This is a genomic window from Nocardia abscessus, from assembly GCF_015477775.1.
In the GTDB taxonomy this organism is placed as follows: domain Bacteria; phylum Actinomycetota; class Actinomycetes; order Mycobacteriales; family Mycobacteriaceae; genus Nocardia; species Nocardia abscessus_A.
In genome coordinates this window covers 170,111-183,735 of the sequence record NZ_JADLQO010000003.1, presented here as the reverse complement: position 1 = coordinate 183,735, position 13,625 = coordinate 170,111, and the positions used below count along the sequence as shown (strand labels likewise).

Annotated in this window: 11 protein-coding genes and 1 pseudogene; 5 read left to right on the top strand and 7 right to left on the bottom strand. The window is 68.9% G+C overall.

The window, feature by feature from the left end; translation table 11 throughout:
* Positions 1-89 precede the first annotated feature (89 nt).
* Positions 90-1,946 (top strand): OmpA family protein, encoded by a 1,857-nt coding sequence (locus tag IU450_RS40885; protein WP_195149762.1) that lies wholly within the window; start codon positions 90-92, stop codon positions 1,944-1,946.
* 142 nt (positions 1,947-2,088) lie between these two features.
* On the opposite strand, the gene IU450_RS11480 is transcribed toward IU450_RS40885, so the two are convergent.
* Positions 2,089-2,964, bottom strand: coding sequence for a hypothetical protein (locus IU450_RS11480; RefSeq protein ID WP_195149761.1), 876 nt, complete (start codon positions 2,962-2,964; stop codon positions 2,089-2,091).
* Positions 2,961-3,317: a hypothetical protein gene (locus tag IU450_RS11475; RefSeq protein ID WP_195149760.1), complete on the bottom strand. Its 357-nt coding sequence runs from the start codon at positions 3,315-3,317 to the stop codon at positions 2,961-2,963. The genes IU450_RS11480 and IU450_RS11475 overlap by 4 nt, the downstream gene beginning before the upstream one ends.
* Positions 3,318-3,388: 71 nt before the next feature.
* Between IU450_RS11475 and IU450_RS40880 the strand changes: the two genes are divergently transcribed.
* The 3 genes from IU450_RS40880 to IU450_RS11465 all read left to right on the top strand — a co-directional run bounded on the left by IU450_RS40880 (position 3,389) and on the right by IU450_RS11465 (position 7,536).
* On the top strand, positions 3,389-6,919 hold the full coding sequence (locus tag IU450_RS40880) for a CHAT domain-containing protein (protein ID WP_195149759.1): 3,531 nt from the start codon (positions 3,389-3,391) through the stop codon (positions 6,917-6,919).
* Between the two features lie 92 nt (positions 6,920-7,011).
* Positions 7,012-7,113: an AAA family ATPase gene (locus IU450_RS39605; protein ID WP_228834433.1), complete on the top strand. Its 102-nt coding sequence runs from the start codon at positions 7,012-7,014 to the stop codon at positions 7,111-7,113.
* A gap of 9 nt (positions 7,114-7,122) precedes the next feature.
* A complete protein-coding gene (locus IU450_RS11465) occupies positions 7,123-7,536 on the top strand; it encodes a hypothetical protein (protein WP_228834432.1) in 414 nt (137 codons plus the stop codon).
* A 103-nt stretch (positions 7,537-7,639) separates the two neighbouring features.
* Here the strand turns inward: IU450_RS11465 and IU450_RS11460 are convergent.
* The 5 genes and pseudogenes from IU450_RS11460 to IU450_RS11440 all read right to left on the bottom strand — a co-directional run bounded on the left by IU450_RS11460 (position 7,640) and on the right by IU450_RS11440 (position 12,371).
* Positions 7,640-8,780 (bottom strand): annotated as a pseudogene (locus IU450_RS11460) (arabinosyltransferase C-terminal domain-containing protein).
* Positions 8,781-9,118: 338 nt separating this feature from the next.
* A complete protein-coding gene (locus tag IU450_RS11455; protein ID WP_195149758.1) occupies positions 9,119-9,445 on the bottom strand; it encodes a hypothetical protein in 327 nt (108 codons plus the stop codon).
* Positions 9,446-10,079: 634 nt separating this feature from the next.
* Positions 10,080-10,505 (bottom strand): DUF4383 domain-containing protein, encoded by a 426-nt coding sequence (locus IU450_RS11450; protein ID WP_228834431.1) that lies wholly within the window; start codon positions 10,503-10,505, stop codon positions 10,080-10,082.
* Positions 10,506-11,308: 803 nt separating this feature from the next.
* Positions 11,309-11,614, bottom strand: coding sequence for a hypothetical protein (locus IU450_RS11445; RefSeq protein WP_195149756.1), 306 nt, complete (start codon positions 11,612-11,614; stop codon positions 11,309-11,311).
* 166 nt (positions 11,615-11,780) lie between these two features.
* The gene (locus tag IU450_RS11440; RefSeq protein WP_195149755.1) at positions 11,781-12,371 is read right to left on the bottom strand and encodes an HdeD family acid-resistance protein; all 591 of its coding nucleotides are present in this window, start codon (positions 12,369-12,371) and stop codon (positions 11,781-11,783) included.
* Positions 12,372-12,584: 213 nt separating this feature from the next.
* Between IU450_RS11440 and IU450_RS11435 the strand changes: the two genes are divergently transcribed.
* Positions 12,585-13,571, top strand: a complete 987-nt coding sequence (locus IU450_RS11435) for a glycosyltransferase family 9 protein (RefSeq protein WP_195149754.1) — start codon at positions 12,585-12,587, stop codon at positions 13,569-13,571.
* Positions 13,572-13,625: the final 54 nt, after the last annotated feature.

Here is a 13,625-nt window from a genome sequence, read left to right as displayed (position 1 = left end):
GCTCCCTTTCGAAGCGCACAATTGCCCGATCGGGCACACCTGATCAACTGTCCTTTTGCCGGAGTCGGCCGTGGCGCGACACTGTTGCGGTGACATCGGCGCAGGACCGGCAGGTGGCTGCGGAATCGGTGCGGCGCGCCGGTCCCGTACCCCAGCGCGCGCCGACGGCGGAAGACCGGCCGAGCGGGTTGCCGGGAGTGCTGCTGGGCTTGCAACGGCAGGCGGGGAACCGAGCGGTGGGCACGGCGATCGCCGGCCGGCCCACCGTGCAGCGTTTCGTAGGCAGGGAGCACAAGGAACTCGGCGACGGCACCGGCCGGACGGTCGATCTCGGCAACGGCGTCCTGCTGAGCTGGGGAGACCTCATCGCCCTCGCCGGCGACGAATATGCGACGCTCGACGACTTGCTCGCCGACACCAGGGACGAGGCGGGAAAGCAACGGCTGCTCGCGGCATTCCGGGACGACCACATCCCCGATCCGGCGCATTCGCGGTTGCCCGAGCCTACTGCTGAACAGAAGTCCGACCGGCTGGTCACCTTCCTGAAGCTCGCCGCCGAGAACACTTCGCATTTCAACGCGTCGGGCCAGGCCATCGACCGTTGGGCCACCGACCACACCGCGGCCATCACGGCGGCGCTGGATGCTGGTCTCACCAGGAACGAGGCGGGCTTGCAGCTGGCTCTCGCGCGCGAGGCATTCGCCCAGCACTTCCTGACCGACGCGTTCTCCGGCGGGCATATCCGCACGCCGCGTCCGGACATCATCGGCTGGTACCGAGCCAATTTCGGCCCGCCGGTGGTCGATTTCTTCATCAGCCGGATGTCCGAGAGGCTGATCGAGGGATTGGTCCTTCAAATCAGCCCGCAGACCAATTGGCCGGATTTCGTGGTGCGGCGGAAAGTGCGCGCTGCCGTCGGCGCGCGGCTGGCCACGGCGATCGCGCAGATCGATGGTGGCCGAGCCAAGCTGAACGACTACTTCGCGCTCGCGGTGGCCGGTGTGGTCAGCGGAGCGATGCACGATCTGGAAGGCGGTCGCGGGGTGGCGGTGTCCAGCGAGGCGCATCCCGAGCCGTGGACCGCGTTCGGTGACGCCAAGCTGGGTGACAGCCCGGTGAGCAAGGCTCAGGCCGAAATGGCGATCGCCGCCGCTATCGCGCATGTCAACGCCGCGTATGAAGTAGGACGGACGCGCGGGAAGGCGGCCGACCCCGCGCAGGCCCCGCAAATCGCCTACTTCGCCTTCGATTCCGCCGACCTGTCCCCGGCGGCGGGCGGTCAGCTGAAAGCCGCCGCGGCGTACTTGCATGCGCATCCCGAAATGCAGGTGACGTTGGTCGGCCATACCGACCCGACCGGGACGGACCCGTACAACGAGGCGCTGGGTCTGCGCCGGGCGAACGCGGTGGCCGAGCGGTTGCGATCGGAAGGTGTCGGCGCCGACCAGATCGCGGCGCGCAGCGAAGGCGAGCGATCTCCGGTGACCACCGTGCCCGGTCAGTTCCGGCTGAACCGGCGGGTGGCGTTCGCGTACCTCGGCAGGCCGGGTCCCTACCGCGATCCGGTCCGTGACGAGGCGCTCGCCGAACTGAGGGCCAGGATCGCACCGCCGTATCCGGACGTCACGCGGTTCGTTCCCAAGCCGCTGGCGGCGACCAATACCTCCAGTTCCAGCACGTCGTCCGTGGCGACTTCGCAGGTCGAACTGGAGAACTGGCGGTGGGGCAGCATCCCGGCGAACCTGCGCGGCGAGATCGACACCTGGATCCGCGGGTACGGCCCGACGATCACCGCCAAGCTCTCCGCCGCAAGGGAATTGGACGACGACAGGGTCGAGGGATACGACATCCACCCGCGCCCGCTGGTCGAGGCGATCGTCAGGGGCCTGCTGGGGGATCCGTCCGGATTCCTGGAAGAGGCATTCGGCAGGCCGATGAGTCCGTGACTGCGTTCCACCCTCGCCCGGCAGCTGGTCGGCGGTTACCTGTGGGTCTTTCATCCGAGGACGACGCCTTCGAGGACTCGGAGGCCTGCGACGTGCTCTTCCTCGTAGCCTGCGGGGGCTTCGAGTCCTGGGCCGATATCAGTTAGCTAGGCCGTTTTTGCAGCACCTCGGTCAACTGCTCGCCGATCGTCGGTGTCAACCTGCCCGTCAGCTCGAATCCGAGTTGGTTGGCGACGTCGCGGGCGTACAGGTCGACCGAGGCCTCCACGAGGTCGGCGTACACCCCCACCGCACGGCGGATCCGATGACGGGACACCAGAATTGCGCATACCCCCGGCACGAGCGCCGGCCACCAGTACACACCGACCGCCAGATAGGCCAAGCCCCACACCGGGGTACGGGCGGCGGAAGCACACCGCTCCTGGACCGTCGCCAGCTCCGTCCGCGCCGCGTCGGGCAGCACCAGCCACAGCCGCGGCCACGTTGTGGTGAGGTCGAGCCCCGCGCCGCGGCTGATGCGGTCGTCCACGGCCCGCAGCCGGTCTCCCGCCCACGTCGGGCATGCCGGTTCGATCTGGGAGATCGCGTCGCGCCGCAGCACGGACCGACGCGCCTTACTCTTGGCTCGCCGGTCCGATCGGTCGGCCAGCACCGCCTTGACCGCGACGTCCGCCTTCGCCGCCGCACGCCGCCAACGGCGGTGGCGCAGAGCGGCGAACGGCCTGCCTGCACCCGTGCCTGTCACTCCCCATGCGGAGATCACCACGCCGCCGAGCGCGGTCGCCGCCAGCCCGACCACGGCGGTCGCGGCGAGGAACGCCGCTGCGGCCCATGCCAGCGCGGACCCGGTCGACACCGCTGTCACGCGCGTCCGCAACAGCGTGAAATCGAGTGCGCGAGAGGGCCCTAGCACGACCGCCACAATCACAACGGCGACGAACACCGCGGCGGGCAGCGCGAGCGCTGAAGCCCAGCGGGTGCCCAGGTTCTTGCCGAGTTCGGTGAGGAACGCGTTCACAGGTCGATCCTGGTCTCGCGGAACAGCTCCCCGGTGAGTCGGCAGAACGGACGTTCGCCGGTCGCGGCCCGTGTGCACGCACCAGCAGGGCACACCCATGCGGCGGCCACGACGCTCCGCGCTCCCTTCCACGGTTCGAAGCCACGGTGCGCCCGCGTCAGGTTGTCGATGCCGTGCTGCGCGAAGGCGCTGTCGAGCAGGTCGAGGTCTGCTTCGGACACTTCGCCCCGCTCGGCCGCCGCGACGATTCTGGCCAGCACGTCGGCGACGCCATAGCGAGAAGCGCGCTCGGCCAGCGCCTCTCCCGCCTGCTCGCACAGGACTTCGACCCGAGGACCGGTCGTTGGTGCCATGCCGACTCCGAATCTCCTTCTCCGCGTTCCCGATTACGCTACCGTGGACCGAACGGAATCGGGGGCTGCGCGTGAACGACGACGTCCGGTTGGTGGTCGAGAACTTCGAGTACACCGGCGACGTCGGAACACTACTCGCCGCCGGCCTGCCGCCACCGCAGCAGTGCCCTCGGCATCTGCTGCCGCACCTCGCCCGAGCGCACTGGCACCGGTTCCAGGCGCAGAGCGGGTTCACCGGCTTGGTCGACCGGGAAATCGCAGCCGCCATCGCAGGCAGGCCGGGTGATCCAGCGGTCACGCGCGTCACCGCCATGCCGCAGTACCAGGCGCTGGAGGAGGCACGCGAACAGTTCCAGGCCTACCGAGACCGCGAGTCACTGGTATGGCTCGCGAATGCCTACACGACGTTGATGAACGCGCTGGACGACGAGCGAATGACAGCCGCGCTCACCGCCGACCACGCCAGGTTGCTGCTCGTCCTCGACGAGCACGACGGCACGGACACCTACCACGAGATCGTCCTCAACGGGCTCAACTGGACGATCACCCGCACCCCCCGCGACGATCCACAACGCGCCCGCAGGCTGGTCGACCGCGCCCGAGCGCAGATGAACGCAGGCAGGCGGCCGGGGCAGATCCTCGCCGACTACCGGGCCGCTGCCCAGCTGGCGCTGCGGGAACGCCCGGTGTGGCGCGATGTCGCCCTCGAGCTCGCCCAGTACCAGTCCGATCTCTACACCGCCACCGGGACGCCCATCCACCTGGCAGGCGCGCTGGTCACCTGCCGTGACCTCGCCGACGCGCTGAAGCGTGACTTCGGCAACACGGCCACGGTGCCCGCGCTCGGGCAGCTCGAGCAGGAGGTCAGCGGCCGGATCGGTCCGGAAACAGCGCGGTTCCTGCTGACGTGCCATCGCGATCCCGATGCTCTGCGGGCACAGTACAACCTGGTCGGGAGCCTGCGGCAGCAGGCGGTCACGGCCGAGGTGCTCGAGCAGCGACGTGACCAGGCGTGGGTGCTCGCCATCGGGCTACCACTGGACCACGATGGCAGGCTGGACGCGCTACTGGACCTCTACGACGCGCACAACGACCTCTGGGAGATCGGCGGGGACACCGAGGCGATCACGCTCGCCTATGACACGGTGACCGAAGCGCTGCTCACCACGGCACCGGACGACGCACACCGGGCGGCGCTGCTGCATGCGCTCGCCAACTCCGCGACGACCGCGGCCATGCAGACCGGCTCCCCCGACGAGGCGAAGCAGGCGGTCGACGCCGCCCGCGCCGCTCTGGACATACCGACCGAGGACCGAGGCAGGCGCGCGCTGCGGCTCTCGACGCTCGCGTCCGCGCTGATCATGCAGTTCGAACTCGGCGGCAACCCCGCGGCAGGGCAGGAGGCCGTCACCGTCGCGGAGGAGGCCGTCGCGCTGACCCCGCCCGGCGACTCGGAACTCCCGTTGCGCTGGTCGACGCTGTCCCGGGCAGCCCGCGAGGCAGCTCGGGCCGGCGACCACGACATGTTCGTCAAAGCTGTCGACGCGGGCGCGGCCGCCGTGGCCACTATCCCAGCGGAGGACGTGCGCCGGATCGGCATGCTCTACAACTACGCCGCCGCCGTGCAGACCCAGGCGGTTGCCACGAACGTCACGGACACCGGACCGTTTCGCGAGGCCGAACGCGCCTACCGAGCCGCACTAGCGTTGCTGGGTCTCGATCACCCCGACGTTCCGCGGATCGAAAGCACCATCGCCGACTTGCTCTATCGCCGGTACCGGCAATGCGGCGACCTCGACGCGCTGGACGACTCGCTCGAACTCGCGCAGAGAGCCGTCGGTCGAACGCCGCGGGAGCATCACTGGTGGCCGTTGCGGGCGATCGCACTAGCGCGCTCGGCTCGTGAACTCGCCATGTTCGGCGGGGCGCGTGCCGACCAGCTGCGCAGGCTCGCGATCACCCACTACCGGGCAGTGGCCGCGCATCCGGCCACCAGCGCGCAGCACCGGATGATCTGCGAACAGGCCCAGGCCGCGATGCACGCCGAGACGGACCCGGCGGTATGGCTGGACACGCAGGAACGCGTAATCGCCGCCATCCCCGCGACCGTCAGCCGGGCGCTGTCGCGGTCTCGCAGACTGGCGGCCGTGCGACAGCTGGACGGCCTCGCCGACCGAGTGGTCGACGCGGGCGTGCGGTCGGACCAGCTCGTTCGGGCACTGGAAATGGTCGAACAGTGCCGCGGCCTGTTGTTCGGCGACGCGTGGGGTATCCGCCGCGGCTGGGCACGACTGCGCCGGGCACAGCCGCAGCTGGCCGAGGAACTCAGCGAGGTCGAGCACACGCTGACCGATGCCGACGCGCGCTCCGACCTGACGTTCCACATCGAGGTGGAGTTCGGCGGCCGGACCTCCACCCGAGACCGGGACCCGAGACCACAAGCCGTCGAACAGATCCGGCAGCTCGCGGCGCGGCGGGACCGGCTGCTCGCCGAGGCTCGGGCAGTGCCGGGGTTCGAGGATCTGCTGGCGCCGCCGAACCTCGAAGTCCTGCGCACGCGCATAGCCGGGCACGCGGCGGTGGTCGTCAGCGCCGCGGGCACCGCGCTCGTGGTTCCCGCCGACTACTCCCAACCCGTCGAGGCGGTGCCGTTGCGGCAGATGACCGCGACGGCAGCCCGCGCCCAGGTCAGGCGGCTGCGGGCGGCACTGGCCGATGTGAAGGATCCGGCGTGCTCGTTCGACCGGCGCGAGCAGGCCCAGCGGGACATGCACGCCGTGCTGGAATGGCTGTGGGACACCACGGCCGGCCCGGTACTGGATCGGGTCACGACGTCGCGGCTGTGGTGGTGCCCGATCGGAATCACAGCCCAGCTGCCACTGCACGCGGCGGGAAGACACCGTGACGGTGTGGGGCAGACCGTCTTCGACCGGGTCGTCTCCTCGTACACACCGTCGCTGACCGCGCTCGCCGACACGGTGACCACGCCTCGCCCGCACCGCACCCGCCCCACCGCGCTCGTTGTCGGTGTCGGGGAGCGGAAAGGTGTGCCCGTGCTGCCGAGCGCCCGCGCCGAGGCCGAAGCGGTAGCCGGGCTGCTGCCCGGCTCCACCGTACTCATCGACTCCGCCGCCGACCCGGAGGCCATCGAGCAGGGTCTGCACGAGCACACGATCGCCCACTTCGCCTGCCACGCCCGTGCGGTCAGCTCGGCCGAGCACCCCGACCAGGGCGGACTGGTGCTCAACGACGGGATGTTCGTGCCCTCGTTCATCCACGACCTGCGCACCACGCAGGCACAGCTCGCGTTCCTGTCCGCATGCGACACCGCGAGCCCCGACCCAGCACTGCTGGACGAGCCGCTGAACCTGGCGTCGGCGTTCCACCTCGCGGGCTTCCGCGGCGTCATCGGCACGCTGTGGCACACCGCGGACAGCACCGAGACGGCCGAGGCGGTCTACGCGGCGCTCACCGCGCACGGCACCCAGCCTGCCGACACCGCCGAGGCGGCCACCGCGCTCACGGAAACGTTGCGCCGTATGCGGAACACCTATCCGGCCGTGCCGACTAGGTGGGCCGCCCACGTGCACGTCGGCGACTGAGCGGCCCACGATGATGAACGCCTCGATCACCTCAGCCGCAAAGCAGTCTCTCGGTAGTCGAGCCATCGACCCCGGCTCGATACGCTCGAGACATGATCATCTGGCTGAACGGGACATTCGGCGCCGGAAAGACCACGACGGCAGGGGAATTGACCGCGCTGCTGCCGGGCTCGCGGATCTTCGACACCGAGTAGGTCGGCATCATGCTCCGCCACGTCCTCGCCTCCGAGACGGTCCGGGACTTTCAGGACTGGCAGCCTTGGCGCGGACTGGTCGTCGCGGCAGCGACACAGATCCTCGACTATGCCGGTGGAGTCCTCATCGTCCCCCAGTCGGTTCTCGTCCACCGGTACTGGCAGGAGATCCGTGCCGGGCTCCAGAATGCAAACATCCAGCTTCATCACTTCGTTCTGCACGCCGACCGCGACGAACTCCTCCGCCGCATCGAAACCGACCCCGGCAAGCCGAACTCACCATGGCGCCTGGACCACCTCGACGACTACGACGCGGCCCGCACTTGGCACAGCGAAGAAGCCCGTGTCATCGACACCACGGGTTTGCTGCCACGTCAAGTCGCAACCCGAATCGCCGCCGACGCCGGTGTTGCCGTCGGCTGAGCGCTCCCAGCCAGGCGGATCGGCGCTCCGACGAACCGATCCGCGTCGGCGTCCGGCAGGGCGCGAAGGCAACCGCCGACCAGCGTTCCGGCCGCTCGTGACCCTAATACGACGTGATGATGTGCCCTGGCGTCCATGTGCCCCAGCGTTGGACGGGTTCGACCCCGACCCGGGCAGGTCGGGCATCGGGGTCGTGGGGGATGAACTGTTCGATCGAGCCCCAGTCACGGTCCCAGTCGTTGTTCAAATAGGACGGCAGGCTGCGGGCGGTGAACAGGAGTTGAGTCCAGCCGAGCGGACCGCCGCCGTCGTGGCCTTGCCAGAGGTTGGTGATCGTCGCACCGTTGCGGTCGGGCAGAATTCGGTATTCGGGGAGGTCGGCGACCCCGGCACGGGTGGGCAGATGCTTCTGGCAGGGAAAATGCAGCCCGACCGCCCAGTCGAGGAGTACGGGGGTGGCCGAGCCGACGACGGTGTTCAGCGTTCTGGTCTTCGGGACTCGGGGTGGTGTCACGGCGAGCCACTGATCTTTGCCGAGGGCCTTGTCATCGGCGACGATCCGGACGACGTCGGCCTCGGCGGGGAAGTGGTCGAGCGGCACGCGCAAGTTGCGCCACATGGGAGACGGGCCGATGTCGATCGGGAGCAAGCGGCCCATGGGGGTGACGCGATCATCGGATTCGGTACGTCCGTACTCGAGTTCGAGGTTCTGCCCCGGGTGCGCGATTCCGTCGGAGTCGACGGAACGGATCCGACCGGCTACGGCGATGGCGACGATCCGGCCGCGACTACCGCTGACGGCGGCAGGCAGCCGGTACCACCCGGTGGTCAGGGAAGCCGGTGCCTGTGGGCCTTCGCGGTAGCTGCCGAGCACGGGCGTCGTGGCCGGATCGAGGCCGAAGGGCAGGGCGACGCTGCTGCCGTTGATTCCGCTACCGCTCGAGGTTTCCGATGCCGACCCGGCCGACTGGGCGGCGTCGCGCAGTTCGTCCCGGTCGTCGGAAATTCGCCCGACCGGTCGTGGATTCGACCTCGTCGGAGGTGAGGACCGGCGCCACACCGCTCGGGCTGAACCCGGCGGACTCGTCGCCTGCCAGCGCTGTGCCGATGTCACCGGAAACCGGCTGCAGCATCGAGGAATTCGGGTCCGTCTCCACGAGCACGTCGTCGGCCAAACCGCAGCCGTCCGAAAGCGCGGTCGACAGGTTGGATTTCGCGAGCGAATACGAAGGGTATTGCGCCACTGCGGCTTTGACGAAGGATCCGACCGGAAAGACCACGATCGCCGCCGCGACCACCGCCAGTACCGGGACCCGGGCCGAGCGGGCAGCTATCGAATCGCCGCGCGGCCCGGCTTGCGGCCGGATATGGGACCACGCCGCGGCGGCCAGCGCCAGACGCACCCGGTCCCTACGACTCGCACGCTTCCCGGCCTCGACATCCTCGAGGGACGGCCGCCCCGGCCACACCACAGTGTCAGCCACGGGGCCCGATCGTAGCCGAATGGCCGGTGCGCGAGACGTTCTGACGAAGCTCCTGCGCTGACGGAAAGTCGCGCTTCACCGAGCTTGCCGGGGACGTACTACGCCCAGATCCGAGAGAGTGCCGAGCGGGAGTAGGTCTGCTGCGGCGTGACCGTGATCAGGTCGCAGACCTCCACGAGTTCGCCGGGCACGGTATTGCCGAAGTGATGCAGACCCGGGGCGATGACCGCGTCGACACCGAACTTCCGTGCGGCGTCGATCAGGCGATCCACCGGCGTGTCGGTACCGGCGCCGAAGGTCACGGTTTTGCACAACTCGTAACCCAGGCGTTTGGCCAAACTCCGCATCTGCGCTTCGTCCCAGTCCTGGGACACACCTGAGATGTCCTTGCGGAGGTATCCCAGCGCGGGTGGTTTGGCCCTCATCGGTAGCTCCCTTGCCGCGATCGTCGCTGAAGTGGTGGAGTGCCTGCCCGCCTCCCGCTGCCACGGTGTCGACGCGGCGAGCCGAGGCTCACAAAGTATTGACATCATATGTTGTCAACAGCAGTCGATGTCAACATGTGCGGCGATTCACGCGCCCGACTCCGCGCCCGACGATCAAGCCAAGGGTACCGCCGTTCACCCAGCGCCGCCGGGCCGCCGATATCCGCGAGATCCACTGGGTGGCAGCAACATCGGAAGCACTCTCGGTCCCGTCGGTGTTGCTGGAGCGTTACTCTCGACGGTTGGATGGAAGCGCCCGCACCCCCGGCTACATGCCGCACGCTTCCCCGACGCTTTCGGCTGGATGCCGCCGTTATATCCGTAGATGCGCATATCTACGTAAGACAATGTGTGCGCTGATCCCTCTCCCCCGCAGGGCGCCTCGAGCCACCGCCTTCGGCGGCTCGATCGCGCTCGGCGACCTCGCCCGAGACGTAGCGATCACGTTCGTTCCGAACCTGCGCCACCACCCTCGGGCCGAGATCGCCGAGCACACGAATACGATCTGATCGAGGCGGTCTACGCCGCTCTGAAGCCATGCGGCTCCGAGACCGCCCGAGGCGTCAGCGTCGCGCTATTCCAGAATCCCGGTCTGCCTGCCCGCTCCGGGCGCTTGGGTCGCCGGCCGCCGTGCCAAGAGCGACCCGAGCGCGATCATGCCTGCACCGAGGGCGAAGTGCAGCCAGTTGTCGGCGGTGTCGAGCGGCACGAAGTTGGCGTCGCTGTGCGGATCCACGATCAGCCCGTACAGCCACAGGACGAGATAGATGACACCGCCGCCGATCAGGTAGGCCCGTGCCGCCGCGGCGGTCCGCGCGGCCAGCACACCGGCGACGCCGAAAGCCAGGTGCACCACATTGTGCAGCACGGATACGTTGAACAGACCCAGCAATTGGGCTTGGGAGTGGTGTCCTGCCCACTCCAGCTCGCTGTAGTCAGTGGTGATCCCGGGGATGAACCCGAGGATCCCGACAAGGAGGAAGACCGCCCCTACCGCCATGGCGGCGACTTGGAGCGGGGATCGCCGATCTTTCACCGCACCTGGTGTGGAAGTAGACATCGCCGCGCCAGCCCTTTCCGGTGTTCCGTGGTGACCTTCGTCCCCACGTGCTACCCCGGCCGAGAGGGGGCAAACAGGCAGCTGAGCGCCTCGGCGCGCACCGAGCGAACGCGCATGTCGGCAGGAACGAGCGAGTCGGCCGGTCCGGCAACCGGCAGTGGCGTGTCCGTGATCTCGGTCTCCTCCGGCGACTGCGCCGGGAGCCGTCTCACGGGAAGAATGCGCGTTCGGGCTGGTGCGCCGACCGCGCCGGGATCCGCGGCGAGCTTCGTCCGACGCTCGGGGTGGTGAGCGCCGCGCCGCCGACTCGCGCGTGCCACCAACCAGGGGAATACTGTGCGCGAATCGAAAACAACTGTCCGCCTTGGTAAGCCAACGCAGTCTGTCAGCCGGATGGGGGAAGCCAGGGAGGCAATGGCGGTGTTGGTTTGGTGCGTTGTGGCGATGATCGTGGTCGTCTTGTTGGGCGGCGCGGCGACAGCGATGGTGTGGGATCCGCGCGGCCGTCGCCGCGCGGCCGTCGCGGCGTCGATCCCGGCGCCGGGGGCCGTGGAGTCCGCGGTGTCGAGGCCCGGCGATTGGCCGCGCACACGTTGAGCGGAGAGTGGCGCTGATCCGGGGGCACCGGATCAGCGCAACGCAGAACGGTTTCCGGCCGGGAACGGATCCCAGCGACGTCGATGGTCGACGCCCTGCTCGGATCGCGGCCCGGCCGGTTTCGCCTACTGCGGCAGGCGTTCGCGTCAGCTGACCGAAACGCTGCCGCCCTTGGGCAGGTAGCCGATCCTCTCCGCGGGCAGCTCACCGATCACGGAACCGGTGCAGTCCCGCCCGGAGTGCAGCGTGACGGCACGATCGGTGCTGTTGACGACGGTGATCTGGAAGGTGGTGTAGAAGGTTCCGTCGGTGTTCAGGCAGCCCACCGGATCCACCCGCTGTTCTCCGTTGATCGTCAGAATGCCGACCGCGGCCTGCGCCGTTCCCGCCGACAGCAGGGCCGCGGCCCCTGCCAGGGCCAGCGCACCGACAAACCCAGCAGTACGAATCATTCGTGCCTCCAGTTCTTTTCGATGTCGACCAACCCCGAAGCCGACGTCTGGTGAAAATGCGCCTGTGATTCTGTCACGAGTTCCAACGAGACGGAACCGTGCTGGTCAGGCACCCGGAGACACCGCGCGCGCCGGCGCCGTGGCGCGCGACCGCGCGGGTTCGTGATCAGGGGGCAGCGGGTGCGGTGCGCGCCGCTCCGGCCTCGCGGCGGACTCCGAACGCCACGACGATCTCCGTGAGGCCGATGATGATCAGCCACACCCCTGCCAGGACGGCCAGTGTGGCCACCGACCGCACCGGCCAGATGATCAGCACGACGCCCGCGATCGCGGTCACGACACCGAAGAACACCTGCCACCAACGGCCCGGCATCCCCGGTTCGGAGAGCGCGGCCACCAGCAACGCGACCCCGCGGAACAGCCAGCCGATTCCGATCCAGAGCCCGAGCAGCAGGATGGAGGCCAGTTCGTCACGGAAGCAGAAGACGCCGATCACGATGGACAGCAGACCGATGACGAACGACAGCACCCGCAGACCGGTGCCGGTCGGCGCGCCGAAGGCTGCCATCAACTGGAGGAAGCCGGTGACCACCAGGTAGACGCCGAAGATGATGCCCGCGGCCAGCAGGGTGATGTCGGGCCAGACCAGGATCAGGATGCCGAGGATCACCGCCAGGATGCCGGTGACCAGGATGGTTTGCCACGCCCTGCGGGCAAGAGACTGCAGAGGGCCCTCTAGCACGCTGTTTGTCGTCATTCGTTGATGCTATAGCTCACCAACGGGCGTTTACTGCGCATTTGCCAGTGCGATTCGAGCGCGCTTGCCCAGCCGGTGCCGCAGCGTTGCCCGGCGTTCACGTTTCGCCGCCGGAGCGGTCGGGTAGTTATTCCTAAGTGACTCTTCGTTGGCGCCCCTGGGGTGAACGGGTGGGTCGGGGTTCGGTGAGACTCGGGTGGCTAGGAGAAGAGGGTGGCGGTTCTGCTCGTGTTGCAGGCGCGTGGGCTGGGTGATCTACTCACCGCGGTCCCGGCTTTACGTGCGCTGCGCCGGGCCAAACCGCGCGACCGCCTCGTCCTGGCGGCCCCGCAGCGGCTCAAGCCGATCGTCGATCTGATCGCGTCGGTCGACGCCCTGGCGCCGACCGCCGAGCCCAGCAGTCTCCGCTGGGACGCACCCCCACCCGAATTGGCGGTCAACCTGCACGGCGCTAGCGCCGAAAGCATCGTCACGCTGGCCAAAATCGAACCCGGCCGCATCCTCACCTTTCGCAATGCCGCCTTCCCCGAGCTGTCCGGCCCCGAGTGGGACCCGGACATGCACGAGGTGGACCGCTGGTGCCATCTGCTGGAATACGACGGAATCGGAGCGGATCGCCGCAACCTCGGACTGGTGCCGCCGGTGTCGACGACCAGCAGGCGCGATTGCGTGGTCGTCCATATCGGCGCGGGCGCGCCGGCCCGCCGCTGGCCACCGGACCGTTTCGCCGCCGTCGTCCGGCACCTGCTGGTACTCGGCCGGGAAGTGGTCCTCACCGGCGACGAGAACGAACGCGAACTCGCGCTGGGCATCGCCGCACGGGCGGGTCTACCCGTGGGCCGAGTACTCGCCGGGGAGCAGAACCTCATCGATCTGGCCGCCACCGTCGCCGAGGCCGCCCTGGTGATCTGCGGGGACACCGGCGTCGCACACCTGGCCACCGCCTTCGGCACCCGCACCGTCCTGCTGTTCGGTCCCACGCCGCCACGGTGGGCCGGTCCGCCCTCGCACCTCCTGGGCCGGCACGCCGTGCTGTGGGCCGGCCAGGTCGGCGACCCGGACGCCGACACCCCCGACCCCGGCCTCTTGCAGATCGGCGTCACCGAGGTGATCAATGCCGTCGACAAACAGCTGAGCAAACGCAACTGGCCCGGCACAGGCGCCGACCGACGCAAGACGGCGTATCGGCGCGTCGGCTGACGCCGTCTACCGACGCCACCCAAGGACGACGGTCACGCGGGCGCTGTCCCCCGA

Coding starts and splice junctions, on each gene's coding strand:
- IU450_RS11465 (WP_228834432.1), top strand. CDS start 7,123: ATGCTCCGCCACGTCCTCGCCTCCGAGACGGTCCGGGACTTTCAGGAC.
- IU450_RS11440 (WP_195149755.1), bottom strand. CDS start 12,371: ATGACGACAAACAGCGTGCTAGAGGGCCCTCTGCAGTCTCTTGCCCGC.
- IU450_RS11475 (WP_195149760.1), bottom strand. CDS start 3,317: ATGGCACCAACGACCGGTCCTCGGGTCGAAGTCCTGTGCGAGCAGGCG.
- IU450_RS11445 (WP_195149756.1), bottom strand. CDS start 11,614: ATGATTCGTACTGCTGGGTTTGTCGGTGCGCTGGCCCTGGCAGGGGCC.
- IU450_RS11450 (WP_228834431.1), bottom strand. CDS start 10,505: ATGGCGGTAGGGGCGGTCTTCCTCCTTGTCGGGATCCTCGGGTTCATC.
- IU450_RS39605 (WP_228834433.1), top strand. CDS start 7,012: ATGATCATCTGGCTGAACGGGACATTCGGCGCCGGAAAGACCACGACG.
- IU450_RS11455 (WP_195149758.1), bottom strand. CDS start 9,445: ATGAGGGCCAAACCACCCGCGCTGGGATACCTCCGCAAGGACATCTCA.